Consider the following 14,052-nt stretch of genomic DNA (forward strand, 5'->3'; position numbering starts at 1 on the left):
GGTCCGCGGTTGGATCAGGCGTCGCGCTCCCGCCACCAGTGCAGGGCGAGCAGTTCGCTGACCAGCGGGTCCACGAGGAGGCGCACGTCTGGATCCTGCTCGCCCGGGTAGCGCAGGCTCATCGCCGCCCCCGGCACGTCGCCCCCTACGGCGGCGAAGACGCCGCGCAGCGCAGTCAGGTGGGCGGCGAACCGCTCGTCGAACCGCGACCCGGTGAACAGCAGGGCACGGTAGTCCTGGAGCGCAGCCAGGTAGCGGTCGACGTGCGACCATTCCCCGGTCTCGCAGGCGTGCGCCACCAGGACCGGGCCGCGCCGCAGCGTCAACGCGCCGAACTGGGCAGCAGGCAGCAGTTCCGCGGGCGCCACCAGGGCGGTGCCCGCAGGCCCGTGCAGCGTCTGAGCCAGGGCGGGCACCCAGTGGGGGGAGCGCTCCCACAGGTCGGTGATCGAGTTCGCGGCACGGCGCAGGGTCGCCGCCGGGTCAGCCACCCCGGGAGTGGACGCGCCCAGCCGGGCCGCCAGCACCAGCAGCAGCGCCACCGCCTGCTGGTAGGCCAGGACCTCGAGTTCCCGCGCGGTATCCCCGGCCATGAGGGGCGCCACAATATCGGCGTAGCGGGCCTCCGGAGCCTCCGGGGACTCGGCGAGCACGATCACCGGGCTGGAGCCCGCATAGTGCTCCAGCGACTCGCACAGCTCCCGCCGCCCGCTGCCCAGTGCCACCGCGACCACCAGCGTGTCCGGACCGCCCGGGGGAAGCTGGGCCCGGGTCGCTGATTCCGCGAACGCTCCCAGGCCGGCGCGGCGCAGCCGCATGCCCGCGGCCTGGCACGCGTAGTAGCCCGCCCCCACCCCCAGCAGCACGACCGCGGCAGGCTCGTCGTCCAACAGGGACGGCAGCGCCGTGTACGGGTCGTTTCGGGCCAGGTGGTCGGCCAGCCGGTGCAAAGCCGCGGCTTTAGCGGACAGGTCGGTCGCGAGTTGGTCGACGGTTACCAAGGCTCCTCCTCGACGGTGCGCGCGGTGGCGGGAAGCCGCCCGCACGTCGCGGTGCGTTTCCCGCCCCAGATAAGCACAGCCCGGTCCGGGAACGCGATCCCGCAGCCGTAGGCTTGCAGGTATGAGCGGTAGCCCTCCCCAACTGGACCCCGAAATCGCAGCACGTCTCAAACGCACCCCTGACGGACTCGTCCCCGCCATCGTGCAGCAGTACGACACCGGGGAGGTCCTCATGCTCGCCTGGATGGACGACGAAGCGCTGCGCCGCACGCTCACCACCCGGGCCGCCACCTACTGGTCGCGCAGCCGAGGCGAGTACTGGGTCAAAGGCGCGACGTCGGGAAACACCCAGCGGGTCGTCTCGGTGTCCCTCGACTGCGACGGCGACACCCTGCTCGTCAAAGTCGACCAGACCGGCGGGGCCTGCCACACCGGGGACCGCACCTGTTTCGACGCGGACCGGCTGCTGTGAGCAACAGCACTCCTCGCCCGGTCCGCCGCGAGTACCTGGCCGCGCTTGCCCTGCTCGCGCTGGGCGCAGTCGCGCTGCTCGCCGCTGCCCCGCAGGTGTGGGCTGCGGTCCGCATCGACCTGGCCGAGGACCTCGCCCCCGTCACCGTGGAACTGTCCGCCGCCGAGCTCGCCCCGGTCTCTTCCGCGCTGGGCTGGACCGCGCTCGCCGCGCTCGCGGCGGTGGTAGCGACCAGGGGAGCGGCACGGCGAGCCGTGGGGGCCCTGGTCGTGCTGCTGGGGGTCGGTGCCGGCACCGCTGTTGTGCTGGGAATACGCCCCACGGCGCTGGCGGCTGCCGCGGAGCAGGCCACCACCGTGGAGGGGACACTGGGCGACCCCGCTGTGGCATGGCAGTGGCCTGTCCTGGCGGGCGCAGGCGCGGTACTGCTGTGCGTCGCAGGGGTGCTGACCCTGGTCAGGGGTACTGCATGGCCGGTCATGAGCAGTCGGTACGATCGCCACAGCGCCCCCCGCGCGACCCGTACCGGTGCTCCCGCAGATTTGTGGCGGTCGCTCGACAGCGGCGCGGATCCCACCGATGAGAACGCTGAACCTAAGGAGCGTTGATGGCCGAACACCATGACGACCACGGCAACACCGTTGCCGGCTGGTTCCTCACCATCTCGTGGATCGTCGTCTGGCTTGCATCCGCGGTTGCGATCATCGCTGGTCTGAACTTCCTCACCTGCACCCTGGTCGGGTTGGGCGCCAGCGTGGTGTGTGCTGTCGTGGCCGGTGTGATGAAGAAAGCGGGACTGGGTCGCAAGGCGCCCCGCCCTCGCCCGATGACCCGCGAAGAGTACGAGGCGAAGCTCGCCCAGCAGACCAAGAACAGCGAGAAAGCAACGGTGTGACCGCCCGGTCTCCGGGACTTGTTCCGGGGACCGGAGCAACCGGATGGTGAGGGCCGCTGCTCCCGCTGCCAGACCAAGCCAGGCATAGCGCGCAAAAATCTGGCATTATTCGGTCGTTCGTGTGCATCCGGGGCAGTAGGTTCAACCGTGACACCCGTTGGATCCTCTCCCTGGATTGCGACGCGTCCTGAAGAAACGCAACTACGGAAAGACACGAACGATGAGCTACGGTCCTCCGCCCGGTCCGCCCCCCGGTGGCTTCACCCCGCCCCCCGGCTACCCCAGCGGGGGTCAGCCTGCCGCGCAGCCGCCCAAGAACTACCTGTGGATGAACATCCTGGGCATCCTCGGCTGCACGGTCATCGGCATCATCGGCCTGGTCTTCTCGCTTCAAGTCAACAAGAAGTGGGAGATGGGTGACTACGCCGGAGCCGAGAGTGCGTCCAGCACCGCCAAGATCCTGGGGATCATCGGCGTGATCGGCTTCGCCATCGGGATCGTCATGCTGCTGCTCAGCATCATCTTCACGGTCATGCTGGGCGCCGCCGTCACCAGCGATCCCTCCTACCCCTACACCACTCCCTGACGACACCATGGTCGAGCCGTCGATACCAGAGAGACGGCGCCGCCTGCATCCTGCGGCGGCGCCGCTCGCTCTCGGCGTTCTCGGCCTCCTCGGCGCGGTCGTCGTGCACGTCGTCGACCCCAACGTGCCGGGGCGCTATCCCGTCTGCCCGTGGCTGACGGTCACCGGAACCTACTGCCCGGGCTGCGGGACCACCCGGGCGCTGCACGCGCTCACCTACTTCGACATTGTCGGCGCCGCGCAGATGAACCTCCTGCTGCTGGCCGTACTGCCGTTCCTCGCGTTCGCCTACGTGCGCTGGGTGTACCGGTCCTTCCGCCCGCCGCCCACGCCTCCCGCACCGCCCGCGCCGCTCCATCCGTTCTGGACGTGGGCCCTGCCCGGAGCCATCCTCGTCTTCTGGGTGGTGCGCAACCTCCCCTTCGCGACCTTCCTCGCCCCCGGCGGGGTCCCCGCGCCGATCCTGTCGTAACCGGGTCCCGAGCACTACTGTCGGAGCGGCAGCCGCGGGCCGCCACCGAAACAGCGGAAAACCGTCCGTCTGCCCGCGGAAAACCGCAAAGAGCGGTACCGGTGTCCGAAAGAGTCCTGGGATGGATACGATCGGGACATACGGCGGGAGTGAGCGCTCTCACTCCCAGTGACCCAGTCGACAGCAGAAGGGGCCCCCTTACGTGAGCGTGCTCGACGAGATCATCGACGGAGTGCGCGCGGACCTCGCGGAACGCCAGGCCGCCGTGCCCTTGGATAAGCTCAAAGAGCAGGCCGCGGCCCTACCGTGGCCCAAGGACGTGGTGGCGGCGCTACGCGCTCCCGGAGTCCAGGTCATCGCCGAGGTGAAGCGCTCCAGCCCTTCCAAGGGCGCTCTCGCCGCGATCGCTGACCCCGCCGCGCTGGCACGCGACTACGCCGCGGGCGGCGCCTGCATGATCAGCGTCCTGACCGAGCAGCGCCGTTTTGCCGGCAGCCTGGCCGACCTGGCGGCGGTCCGCGCCGCTGTGGACACGCCGCTGCTGCGCAAGGACTTCGTGGTCAGCTCCTACCAGTTGTGGGAGGCGCGGGTCTACGGTGCGGACGCGGTCCTCCTCATCGTGGCTGCGCTGTCCCAGGACGCCCTGGTCTCCCTGGTGGAGCGGGCCGAATCCCTCGGGTTGACTCCGCTCGTCGAAGTGCACACCGAAGAAGAGGTCGAACGTGCCTTGGACGCCGGAGCCACGGTGATCGGTGTCAACGCTCGGGACCTGAAGACCTTGAAGGTCGACCGCGGCACTTTTGCCCGGTTGGCTCCGCTGATCCCCGACGACAAGATCAAGATCGCCGAGTCGGGGGTGCGCGGACCCCACGACCTGCTCGCCTACGCGAGCGCGGGAGCCGACGCCGTCCTGGTGGGGGAGAGCCTGGTCATCGGACGCAAACCCCGCGAGGCCGTTGCCGACCTGGTCACGGCAGGTGCCCACCCCGCGCTGCGGGACCGGCACTGACCGCCGCCCACGGACCCTCTCCGTGCGCCCTGCGGACCGCCGCGGTCCGGCACGGGCGCCGGAGAGCCCATGCCCGGTGGTTGGCGGAGCGTCCCTGACGCGCTACCCGCGGCGGGGACGTTTCCCGGCATACTGTCGGTAGGCGCGGCGTGATCCGCAGCGCCGTTCCGGGAGCGATACGCGTCGAGGAACCGGCGAGGCGCGCGACGACCGCTCCCCGGTCCACCCGCCCCGCAGGGCGACCGCGGACGTCCCACACAGCCCCACTGCTCTGTCCGGCTGGCGGAAGCGGGTTCTGCCGCGACCGACCGTCCACCCGATGCCGTGCCCCCGCCAGGGCACCTGGAGACCTGATGACAACCAACAACACACTTCCCGTGCCTCCCTACCTGGGTGAGGGCGGGCACTATGGCCGGTTCGGCGGCCGGTTCAGCCCAGAGGCCCTGGTCGCCGCGCTCGACGAGGTCGCCGTGGCCTGGGAGAAAGCGAAGAACGACCCGGACTTCCAGGCGGAACTGCAGCGTCTCCTCACCGAGTACACGGGCCGCCCCAGCCCGCTCACCGAAGCCCACAACTTCCGCGAGCACTGCAACGGGGCCCGGATCCTGCTCAAACGTGAAGACCTCAACCACACGGGCTCGCACAAGATCAACAACGTGCTCGGCCAGGCGCTGCTCACCAAGCGCATGGGCAAGACCCGGGTGATCGCCGAGACCGGGGCCGGGCAGCACGGCGTGGCCACCGCCACCGCGTGCGCGCTGCTCGGACTGGAATGCGTGATCTACATGGGCGAGGAAGACACACGCCGGCAAGCCCTCAACGTCGCCCGCATGCGCATGCTCGGCGCCGAAGTCATCCCGGTCACCGTGGGCAGCCGGACCCTCAAAGACGCGGTCAACGAGGCCTTCCGGGACTGGGTGACGAACGTCGAGACCACCCACTACCTGCTGGGGACGGTCGCCGGACCGCACCCGTTCCCGTCCATGGTCCGCGACCTGCACTACATCATCGGCGCAGAAGCGCGCCAGCAGGTCCTGGACCGCACCGGGGCCCTCCCGGACGCGGTCGCCGCCTGTGTCGGCGGCGGCTCCAACGCCATCGGGATCTTCGCGGCGTTCATCCCCGACGAGTCCGTGCGGCTGTACGGGTTCGAAGCGGGCGGCGACGGCTTGGACACGGGACGCCACGCCGCTTCCATCACCGGCGGAAGCGTCGGCGTCTTCCAAGGCGCCCGCACCTTCGTCCTGCAGGACGAATACGGACAGACCGTGCCCAGCCACTCCATTTCCGCCGGGCTCGACTATCCCGCGGTCGGCCCCGAGCACGCCTGGCTGGCCGAGAGCGGACGCGCCACCTACGCTCCGATCACGGATGCGGAAGCCATGGAAGCGTTCCGCCTGCTGTGCCGCACCGAAGGCATCATCCCGGCGATTGAAAGCGCGCACGCGCTCGCCGGGGCCCGGAAGATCGGAGCCGAACTGGGACCGGACGCCACCATCCTGGTCAACGTGTCGGGCCGCGGCGACAAGGACATGACGACCGCCGCCACCTACTTCGGGCTGCTCGACGACGAGGGGAAGCAGGACCGATGACCGTGTTGCGCCGCAAACTCGCCGAAGCCAAAGCAGAAGGGCGAGCCGCACTGGTCGGCTACTACCCGGCCGGTTTCCCCGACGTCGCGTCCTCCATCCGGGTCGTCCAAGCCATGGTGGCGGGCGGCTGCGACGTGATCGAAGTAGGGTTCCCCTACTCCGACCCCACCATGGACGGCCCCGTGATCCAGCAGGCCGCTGACCGGGCGCTCGCCGCGGGCACCACCCCTAAGGACGTGCTCGCCGTGGTGCGCGCCGTCGCCGACGCCGGGGCCGCGGCCCTCGTCATGTCCTACTGGAACCCCATCGAAAAGTACGGGGTGGACGCGTTCGCCGCCGACCTGGCCGCCGCCGGAGGGTCGGGACTCATCACCCCGGACCTGATCCCCGAAGAAGCCGAGCCGTGGATCAAGGCCAGCGACGCCGCGGGGATCGACCGGATCTTCCTGGTCGCCCCGTCCTCCACCGACGAGCGGCTCGCCAAGACCTGCGCGGCGTCCCGCGGATTCGTCTACGCCGCCTCGCTGATGGGGGTGACGGGGACCCGCGACAAGGTGGCCGCGACCGCGCGGAGGCTCGTGGAACGCACCCGCGCCGTCACCCGAGACAGCGGACTGCCTATCTGCGTCGGACTCGGGATTTCCAACGGTGCCCAAGCCGCCGAAGTCGCTTCCTACGCCGACGGGGTCATTGTCGGCACCGGCTTCTGCCAGCGGGTTCTGGACGCGCCCGACGTGGACACCGCATGCCAGCAGGTCCGCGACTTCGCCGCGGAACTCGCGGCGGGGGTGCGTGCGGCCGCTCGGTGAGAATCTGGTGAGATTTCTCCGCCACAGCCCTCCGGCACATGCCGGAGGGCTAATGTGCGTGTGCAGAGACGCCGCACCAAGACTCTGAGTTTTTGTGACTCTCTCAATACAGAGAGTAGTAGTCTCTTGTCGTTCCCGCGGCGTCCCCTAGCCAGGCGCACCGCGCCCACACACCCAACCACCACGTTCAGGAGAGGCATGTCGACCGGCACCGAGGAGAACGCCCTCAGCGGCGGAGCGGACAGCATCCGAGACGAGGCGCCACCGGCGGAGCCAGCCGCCACCTCCCGGTGGGCGGCAGTCCAGCCATGGCTGAGCTTGATCGTGCGCGTAGCCCTGGCCGGAATCCTGGGATACGCCGGATACACCAAAGTGATCGTGCCCGCGCTCTCCGTCGAGTCGGTAGCCGCCTATGAGCTTTTCGGAGAGACCCTCAACCAGCTCATCGGCTACACCCTGCCCCTGTTCGAACTCGCCCTGGCCCTGCTCCTGCTCGCCGGGCTGGCGACCAGGGTCACAGGGATCATCTCCGCCCTGCTCATGGCAGTCTTCATCGCGGGCATCGCCTCGGCCTGGGCCCGCGGCCTCACCATCGACTGCGGCTGCTTCGGCACCGGAGGCGTGGTCGACGCCGACGAGACCACCTACGCGCTGGACATCGCGCGTGACCTCGGCTTCATGGCGTTGGGACTGTTCCTCGCGATCTGGCCGCGTTCCCGGTACTCCCTGGACGGGGCCCTTGGCCTCTACTCGTCCTCAGACGAAGAACGGTAAAAATCCACCAATTCTGCCGGCGGGCTGCCCGCACGGCACAGCGACACGGACGGCGGTCACGCCCCGCTCCGGTCAACACTAGGGTTCCAGCAAGAGAATGGTGATCGGCTGATGAGCAAGGAGTCGCGGCGCACCAACCGCGAGCGCCTCAGGCAGGAGCGCATCAAGCAGAAAAAGCGGGCCAAACGCAACAGACTCCTGGCCACCATCGGTGCGGCGGTTGCCGTGATCGCCCTCGTCGTGGGCGGTGGCTACCTGATCGTGCAGGCGTCCAACGGGACCTCCGCGGAGGAGTACACGGGCACTCTCGCCCCCCAAACCCTCCAAGAGGACGGCAGCGTCGTCATGGCACTCGACGGTGTCGCCGCACCCGTCGTCGAGGTCTACGCCGACTACCAGTGCTCCCACTGCGCCCGGTTCGAAATGATCAACGGGGACACCCTCAAAGAACTGGCCGCGCAAGGGGAAGCGATCGTCCACTATCGACCGGTGAGCATCTTCGCGGACGCGGGCGACCCCGCGGGAGCGAACTCGCTGCGCGCGGCCGCCGCAGCCCGGGCCGCCGCCGAACACGGCAAGTTCGTCGAATACAGCGACATCCTCTTCGACAACCAGCCCAGCACCCGCCAGCAGGGCTACGCCGTCGACGACCTGATCGCCTGGGGAGAAGAAGTCGGCATCACCGATCCCGCCTTCGCGGAGCGCGTGCGTTCCGAAAGCGAGATCGTGGAGGAGTTCGTCACGAACTACTACCCTGAACTGTCGACCAAGGCGCGGGCTGAGATCCCCGAGGACCAGCTCCGCACCATGCGGCTGAACGACCTCATCGAATGGGGGGAGGACAACGGCGTGGACTCCTCGTTCATGGACGGCAGCCACGTCCGGTCCGTGCTCGACGCCACCGCCGCGGTCAACGCCAAATATTCTGAGGGGGCCAACGCGTTCGGCGGCACCCCGTCCATCTACATCAACGGGACGCTCCTGGGCAACGAAACCTACTCCGCGACCGACTTCCGCGAGGCGGTCCTGGCCGCACCCCCCGGCCAAGTCGACACCCGTCCGGCAGCGGAGGAGGACACCGATGCAACGCCCTCGGAGCCGCCGTCTCCCTCCCCACCGGCCTAAGGAAAACCCGAAGTTATGACGAGTCCGTTGAGCACTACCGCGGGCGCGGCCGAGCTGGGCCGCGCCCTTGCGGCTATTCCCAGTCCCGGTATGAACGCCATCGAACTGGGACCCTTGAAGATCCACTTCTACGCGCTGTGCATCCTGACCGGGGTCATCGCAGCGGTCTACTGGAGTGAACGCCGCTGGAAAGCCCTGGGCGGCCGCCCCGGGACCATCCTGGACCTGGCGGTACCCGCGGTGCTTCTCGGACTCATCGGCGGGCGCCTCTACCACGTCATCACCGACTACGACCTGTACTTCGCACCGGGGAAAGACCCCATGGGCGCCCTCTACATCTGGAACGGGGGACTGGGCATCTGGGGGGCGATCCCGCTGGGCGCGCTCGGCGTGTGGTGGGTGGCCCACCGCCGCGGCCTGTCGCTGTCGCAACTGTCGTTCGCTATCGCCCCGACTATCCCGCTCGCCCAAGCGTTCGGACGCTGGGGCAACTACTTCAACCAGGAGCTGTTCGGCGCCCCCACCGACCTGCCGTGGGCACTGCACGTGACCCCCTACGACAACGGTGCCCTGCGCCCCGGCATGGTCCCCGGCGCGGAGACCTACCACCCCACGTTCCTCTACGAGTCCCTGTGGTGCCTCGCCCTCGCCGGGCTCCTGGCCTGGCTGGGCCGCCGCTACACTGAACAGCTCCGCGGCGGACGGCTGTTCGCGCTCTACGTCATGGGCTACTGTGTGGGACGGTTCTGGATTGAATACCTGCGGGTCGACCCCACCCATGAGATCCTCGGCCTGCGCCTCAACAACTGGACCGCCCTGGTCGTCTTCCTCGGCGCCCTCGCCTACTTCGTGTGGGCCGGACAGCGTCTCGACACCTTCTCTTCGCGGGTCGTGCCCGAAGGCGAAGACGAAGGCACGCAGATGATCGCGGCCGAGACCGAGGAAGAGGAACCCGACACTGTCCTGAGCACCGAGACCCCGGAGAAGGAAGAGGAGCCCGTATCCTCGCGTTCTTCACTGTCAGGGCAGAGCACCGAGACCACGCCGCCCGAATCCACCACCCGGGAAGACGAGCCACGGGACTGACACACAAGGTTTTCCCCCTCGCCGTTCACGGCGAGGGGCCCGCACCCCTTGGATGAGTACGTGAAGCTGGACAAAGCCGAACCCACCGGGCGTCGCGCCCGCTCTCGTTCGGGATCCCAGCCCACCACTGGGTACCGCCAGGACGAGTACTACGACGACTTCCCCGAAACCGACCACCGGTCGAGCGGAGCCCACCAGGGATCCCGCAAAGGCCGCCGCTCCACTGGGCGGATCACCAACAAGGTGAACGGCCGCGGCCGCAGAAGCGCGAAAGCCGGCCGCGGCGGAGCCGCGGAACGCGGCAGGACCGCCGCGGACAGTCCGCGCCGCGCCAGCCGCACCCGCAAACCGAAGGCAGTCGACCGTGTCTCCCGGTTCTCCGCTTCCGCGCTCCGTAAAGTCACCGTGCTCGGCGACCGGCCCGAACAGGTCGTCTACACCCTGGCCGAGCAGAGCCGCCAAAAACACGGCACTTATGTGCTCATCACCCTGCTGGTCCTAGCGGTCATCTCCCTGCTCGCGCTGCTGGCCGCCCTGGTCATGCAAGTGCTCAATCCGGAGGCCGCGGCCAACCGGACCCCCGCACCCATCGTCCAACCGCCCGCCGGGCACAGCACGCTGCGCCCGGAACTGTTCCACGCCCAAGGCCAGCAGGACATCTTCGACCCGATCGCGGAACGCGACCCCAACGCGGAACCGCTCACCGAAGAGCAGATCTTCGGCCCAGTCCAGGAGCTGTCGCTCAACGGGATGGAACTCACCCTGCGCGAATCCGAGGTGACCGACACGTGTACCGCGGTGGTGTGGGGTGAAGAACTCGCCCAGACCCTGTCCACCGGCTCCTGCACTTCCGCGGCCCGCGGCGTCTACCTGGACAGCGACGACGAGTACGTGGCGCAGTTCACGCTCTTCGACCTGGCGGACGCGGAAGCCGCCACCGCCACCCTGGAAAGCCTGGACTCGGACCGCAGCCCCGGCTTCGTGCTGCCCATGAAGGACGACATCAAGGGACTGCACACCGGCTACAGCCAGGCCACCGCCCAGGCCATGGGTCACTATGTCGCGGTGTTCTGGGTGGCCCGGGCCGACGGCGGCGAACCCTCCGGGGACGACTCCATGGCCACGCTCAACGTCGCCGCCATGGACGCTGCCCTCGTCGTCTACGAACAGGTCCGCGACGCCAAGGAAGAGGAGTGATCCTGCCGGCACCCCGCCGGAGAGTCCTCTATCCTTCCCTACAGCCCTCCCGAAACCGTTCCGTTCAGCGAAGAGGTCACAGGTGTCAGCTACCGAGTCGCCCGTGTCCGGCGCCCCTGGCCGACGCAGGAAACCCCCGGCCCCCGCCCCCCAGGACCACGCTGGGCGGAGTCGGGGAACCCGCCGCCGCAAAGGCGGGCGACGCGCGAACCGACGCTCCCCCCTCATCCCGATCCTCGTCGGCGCGCTCATCATCGCGGTGATCGCGCTGGTCGTGACCGTGGTCCTCCAGTTCACCGGATCGAGTGACTCGCAGACCATCCAAGCCATGCCCTCCCGCTACCAGGTCTACGAGTCGGGGCAGGCCAACGAGCTCCTCGCCAACCGCGACGACGACCCGCGCCCCTTCACCGAACGCGACTTCTTCCGCGAGGGCGACACCGACATCAGCTCCCGGGAACTGACCTTCACCCTGCACGCCCAGGACATCACCGAGAACTGCACCGAAGCGGTGTGGGGTCCGCGGGCCGTGGCCGCGGTGGAAGGCGCTGACTGCTCCCAGGTGGTGCGCGCCGCCTACCTGTCCGACGACTACTTGGGCGTGGCCGCGGTCTTCAAACTCCGCGACATCGAGGCCTCCCGCGCGCTCGCCGACGGGCTTGCCCCCGCCGACGACGACCCGGAAGGCGGCGGCGGATTCCTCGTCCCGCCCACCACGGAAGAGCCGTTCACCCAGCTCGGCTCCGGCTACAGCTCGGCCGAAGCCACCGTCAACGGCCACTACCTGCTCGTGCTGTGGGTGCAGTCGAAGACCTCCACCTCCACTGAGGAGATCGAGGTGCTCCAGCAGCCGCTGGTCACGCTGAGCCGCTTCGACATGCCGATCTACCAGCGGATCAACGAACGCAAGAACTTCTTGGAAACCCAAGGCGAAGGCACTGGGGACGCCCAGGAGCAGGCCGAGGACACGGGGGCGGGCGAGGCGCCTGCCGGAGACGCCGGGATGGGCGAGGCGCCCGCCGGGGACACCGGGATGGGCGAGGCAGGCACCGGTCTAGCCGGGGAAACCGGGTAAGCCGCATCCCGATGAGCGACTCGACCACCCCGCACGCCCTGCTCGCCGCGCAGGGCGTGCACGCGGCCCGCGGCCACCTGGTCCTCGCCGCACTCTCCGACGGGCGCTGGTGGACCACCCGCGACCTGGTGCGCGCCACCGCGGTCGCCCACCGGGTCGTCGTGGACACGCTGGCCGCGGTCGACACGGAACTCGAACGCGACGGCGACCGGGTCCGGCTCCACGACCCGGCCCGGTACGCCCGCCTCGCGGACCGCCCCCGGCTCGCCGACCCGGTGGGCCACCTCGTCGACGCCTACTCCGACGTCGAAGCGGAACTCGGCAGACTGGTCGAAGCAGCGCCCCCGCCCCGCACCGACCTGGACCACGTGTCCGCCACGGCCCGCACCGCGCTCCGCCGCGCCCTGTTCCTCACCACCCGGTTCACCACCCACGGCGCCCGGCTGCTCTGCGTCGGCGACCACGACCTCACTTCGCTCGCGCTGACCCTGGTCGACCCGGACGCGGAAGCGATCGTGGTGGACATCGACGAGCGCATGCTCGACTACATCGACACCGCGGCGGCCCGGCTCGGTCGGAACGTCCGCTGCTACTTCGCTGACCTGCGGGTCGGCTTGCCGCCCGCGGTCCGCGGCAGCGCCGACCTGGTCTTCACCGACCCGCCCTACACACCGGAAGGGGTGGAACTGTTCGTCCGCCGCGGCTTGGAAGGCGCCGTGGATCCGAAGAACACGCGCATCCTCCTCGCCTACGGGGCCAGCGAAACCACCCCGGCGCTCGCCGCCCGCGTCCAGCAGCGCTTCACCCGCCTTCACCTGGCCATCGAAGCGCTCTGGCCGGACTTCAACCGCTACCTGGGGGCGGAAGCGATCGGTGCGGCAAGCGACCTGTACGTGCTGCGCGCCACCGCCCGCACCCCCGTGGGCCGGATGCGGGGGACCACGACACGGATCTACACCCAAGGGGCCCAGGCCCGCGAAGCCGCCGCACCCCTCACCACCGCGGATCTGGCCCGCATCTGGGGAGACACCCCGCCCGACGTCTGTGTGGGCGAATGGCCGACCCCGCTTCCCGACGGCGTGCGCTCCGTCTCCGTGGCCGCGTGGCTGGCCGAACCGAACCAGGTGCAGCGCGCCGCCGTGAACCTGACCGGCGGGGCCGACGCCCTCGTACCACGCGTGATTCTTGTCTCACCTGCCGTGGAGCTGGTCGTGGTAGTGGACTCGCACTCCTCCCACGTCCGGGATGCGGCCGGGCAGGAAGGACTGCGCCGCCTCCTGGGCCCCCACCGCCCGGTCCGCTTCCTGCGCGGCGTGCCCGCCCCCCGGCGCACCGTCATCCGCGTCGGCGCAGCCTCCCGCCGTCCGGACGCCACCACTGATCCGGTCGACTGGCTCGCCTCCTACCTGCACGACCGCGCCCACGGCTCGGTCGCCTCCGTGCTGCGGCAAGGCCTCGTCCGGCTCGCCGCCCACACCCGCCGTCCCGTCAACAAAAAATGGGCGCGCACTCACGTGGCCGAGGCCCTGCCGTGGCTGGCCGGGCACACCCTGCTGGACCTGCCTGCACACCGGTTCTCTGCGCTCTACGACGCCCTCGACGGACTCGTCGCCGCCCTGCCGGCCCCGGAAGAACCCGCTCCTCTACCGACCCCGCCTGGTCACGAGTAGGCCACGGACCTTGTAGGCTTACTCCGCTCGATGAAATCTCTCCTCCGAGAGGTTTCCCGACACCGTCCGCGGGATACAACACGGCACGCTGCACCTGTCCCACAGGTCCCGCGGACCTCTGCCGGACCGACCCTTTCCAGGGCCCGCGGACTACCGCAGCACCGCCCAGGATGCGGTCCGCAGCCCGGAACCCTCGGGCTGTTCCACAACTGAATCCGCTGGTGGCACTGCCTCTCCCACCCTTCGGGCCCGACAGCACGCCCGGAGCGTCGAGCATCGCCGCATGACC

The 14,052-nt window shown here is 69.5% G+C and carries 15 protein-coding genes; 14 read left to right on the forward strand and 1 reads right to left on the reverse strand.

Annotated features, from left to right (window positions below; genetic code table 11):
* Window positions 1-14: 14 nt before the first annotated feature.
* A complete protein-coding gene (locus tag CW348_RS12790; RefSeq protein WP_016188513.1) occupies window positions 15-1,001 on the reverse strand; it encodes a hypothetical protein in 987 nt (328 codons plus the stop codon).
* Window positions 1,002-1,122: 121 nt separating this feature from the next.
* Here CW348_RS12790 and hisI point away from each other — a divergent pair, with 121 nt between their 5' ends.
* The 14 genes from hisI to CW348_RS12860 all read left to right on the forward strand — a co-directional run bounded on the left by hisI (window position 1,123) and on the right by CW348_RS12860 (window position 13,763).
* Window positions 1,123-1,473, forward strand: coding sequence for a phosphoribosyl-AMP cyclohydrolase (hisI, locus tag CW348_RS12795; RefSeq protein ID WP_011291606.1), 351 nt, complete (start codon window positions 1,123-1,125; stop codon window positions 1,471-1,473).
* The gene (locus tag CW348_RS12800; protein ID WP_104612992.1) at window positions 1,470-2,081 is read left to right on the forward strand and encodes a Trp biosynthesis-associated membrane protein; all 612 of its coding nucleotides are present in this window, start codon (window positions 1,470-1,472) and stop codon (window positions 2,079-2,081) included. Before hisI ends, CW348_RS12800 begins: the two co-directional genes overlap by 4 nt.
* On the forward strand, window positions 2,081-2,368 hold the full coding sequence (locus CW348_RS12805; RefSeq protein WP_011291608.1) for an HGxxPAAW family protein: 288 nt from the start codon (window positions 2,081-2,083) through the stop codon (window positions 2,366-2,368). Before CW348_RS12800 ends, CW348_RS12805 begins: the two co-directional genes overlap by 1 nt.
* A 220-nt stretch (window positions 2,369-2,588) precedes the next feature.
* Window positions 2,589-2,954, forward strand: coding sequence for a CD225/dispanin family protein (locus CW348_RS12810; RefSeq protein WP_016188516.1), 366 nt, complete (start codon window positions 2,589-2,591; stop codon window positions 2,952-2,954).
* 7 nt (window positions 2,955-2,961) lie between these two features.
* Window positions 2,962-3,426: a DUF2752 domain-containing protein gene (locus CW348_RS12815; protein WP_011291610.1), complete on the forward strand. Its 465-nt coding sequence runs from the start codon at window positions 2,962-2,964 to the stop codon at window positions 3,424-3,426.
* Window positions 3,427-3,628: 202 nt separating this feature from the next.
* The gene (gene trpC, locus CW348_RS12820; RefSeq protein WP_011291611.1) at window positions 3,629-4,435 is read left to right on the forward strand and encodes an indole-3-glycerol phosphate synthase TrpC; all 807 of its coding nucleotides are present in this window, start codon (window positions 3,629-3,631) and stop codon (window positions 4,433-4,435) included.
* A gap of 353 nt (window positions 4,436-4,788) precedes the next feature.
* Window positions 4,789-6,027 carry a tryptophan synthase subunit beta gene (trpB, locus tag CW348_RS12825; RefSeq protein ID WP_011291612.1) on the forward strand — a complete coding sequence of 413 codons (1,239 nt, stop codon included), beginning with the start codon at window positions 4,789-4,791 and terminating at the stop codon, window positions 6,025-6,027.
* Complete coding sequence (trpA, locus tag CW348_RS12830) at window positions 6,024-6,836, forward strand: tryptophan synthase subunit alpha (protein WP_011291613.1); 813 nt, start codon at window positions 6,024-6,026, stop codon at window positions 6,834-6,836. The genes trpB and trpA overlap by 4 nt, the downstream gene beginning before the upstream one ends.
* 198 nt (window positions 6,837-7,034) lie before the next feature.
* Window positions 7,035-7,610, forward strand: coding sequence for a MauE/DoxX family redox-associated membrane protein (locus CW348_RS12835; RefSeq protein ID WP_011291614.1), 576 nt, complete (start codon window positions 7,035-7,037; stop codon window positions 7,608-7,610).
* A 111-nt stretch (window positions 7,611-7,721) separates the two neighbouring features.
* Window positions 7,722-8,735 carry a DsbA family protein gene (locus tag CW348_RS12840; RefSeq protein WP_011291615.1) on the forward strand — a complete coding sequence of 338 codons (1,014 nt, stop codon included), beginning with the start codon at window positions 7,722-7,724 and terminating at the stop codon, window positions 8,733-8,735.
* A 15-nt stretch (window positions 8,736-8,750) separates the two neighbouring features.
* Window positions 8,751-9,821 carry a prolipoprotein diacylglyceryl transferase gene (gene lgt / locus CW348_RS12845; RefSeq protein ID WP_011291616.1) on the forward strand — a complete coding sequence of 357 codons (1,071 nt, stop codon included), beginning with the start codon at window positions 8,751-8,753 and terminating at the stop codon, window positions 9,819-9,821.
* A gap of 48 nt (window positions 9,822-9,869) precedes the next feature.
* Window positions 9,870-11,018, forward strand: coding sequence for a hypothetical protein (locus CW348_RS12850; RefSeq protein WP_011291617.1), 1,149 nt, complete (start codon window positions 9,870-9,872; stop codon window positions 11,016-11,018).
* A 103-nt stretch (window positions 11,019-11,121) separates the two neighbouring features.
* Window positions 11,122-12,093 (forward strand): hypothetical protein, encoded by a 972-nt coding sequence (locus CW348_RS12855; RefSeq protein ID WP_227480844.1) that lies wholly within the window; start codon window positions 11,122-11,124, stop codon window positions 12,091-12,093.
* 11 nt (window positions 12,094-12,104) lie between these two features.
* Window positions 12,105-13,763: a bis-aminopropyl spermidine synthase family protein gene (locus CW348_RS12860; RefSeq protein ID WP_104612909.1), complete on the forward strand. Its 1,659-nt coding sequence runs from the start codon at window positions 12,105-12,107 to the stop codon at window positions 13,761-13,763.
* Window positions 13,764-14,052: the final 289 nt, after the last annotated feature.

The sequence above is a fragment of the Thermobifida sp. genome, from assembly GCF_017577275.1.
Classification (GTDB): domain Bacteria; phylum Actinomycetota; class Actinomycetes; order Streptosporangiales; family Streptosporangiaceae; genus Thermobifida; species Thermobifida fusca.

What these genes read in the sequence shown, in the direction of transcription:
- hisI (WP_011291606.1), top strand. Translation starts at nt 1,123, where the DNA reads ATGAGCGGTAGCCCTCCCCAACTGGACCCCGAAATCGCAGCACGTCTC.
- CW348_RS12805 (WP_011291608.1), top strand. Translation starts at nt 2,081, where the DNA reads ATGGCCGAACACCATGACGACCACGGCAACACCGTTGCCGGCTGGTTC.
- CW348_RS12810 (WP_016188516.1), top strand. Translation starts at nt 2,589, where the DNA reads ATGAGCTACGGTCCTCCGCCCGGTCCGCCCCCCGGTGGCTTCACCCCG.
- CW348_RS12815 (WP_011291610.1), top strand. Translation starts at nt 2,962, where the DNA reads ATGGTCGAGCCGTCGATACCAGAGAGACGGCGCCGCCTGCATCCTGCG.
- trpB (WP_011291612.1), top strand. Translation starts at nt 4,789, where the DNA reads ATGACAACCAACAACACACTTCCCGTGCCTCCCTACCTGGGTGAGGGC.
- trpA (WP_011291613.1), top strand. Translation starts at nt 6,024, where the DNA reads ATGACCGTGTTGCGCCGCAAACTCGCCGAAGCCAAAGCAGAAGGGCGA.
- CW348_RS12835 (WP_011291614.1), top strand. Translation starts at nt 7,035, where the DNA reads ATGTCGACCGGCACCGAGGAGAACGCCCTCAGCGGCGGAGCGGACAGC.
- CW348_RS12840 (WP_011291615.1), top strand. Translation starts at nt 7,722, where the DNA reads ATGAGCAAGGAGTCGCGGCGCACCAACCGCGAGCGCCTCAGGCAGGAG.
- lgt (WP_011291616.1), top strand. Translation starts at nt 8,751, where the DNA reads ATGACGAGTCCGTTGAGCACTACCGCGGGCGCGGCCGAGCTGGGCCGC.
- CW348_RS12860 (WP_104612909.1), top strand. Translation starts at nt 12,105, where the DNA reads ATGAGCGACTCGACCACCCCGCACGCCCTGCTCGCCGCGCAGGGCGTG.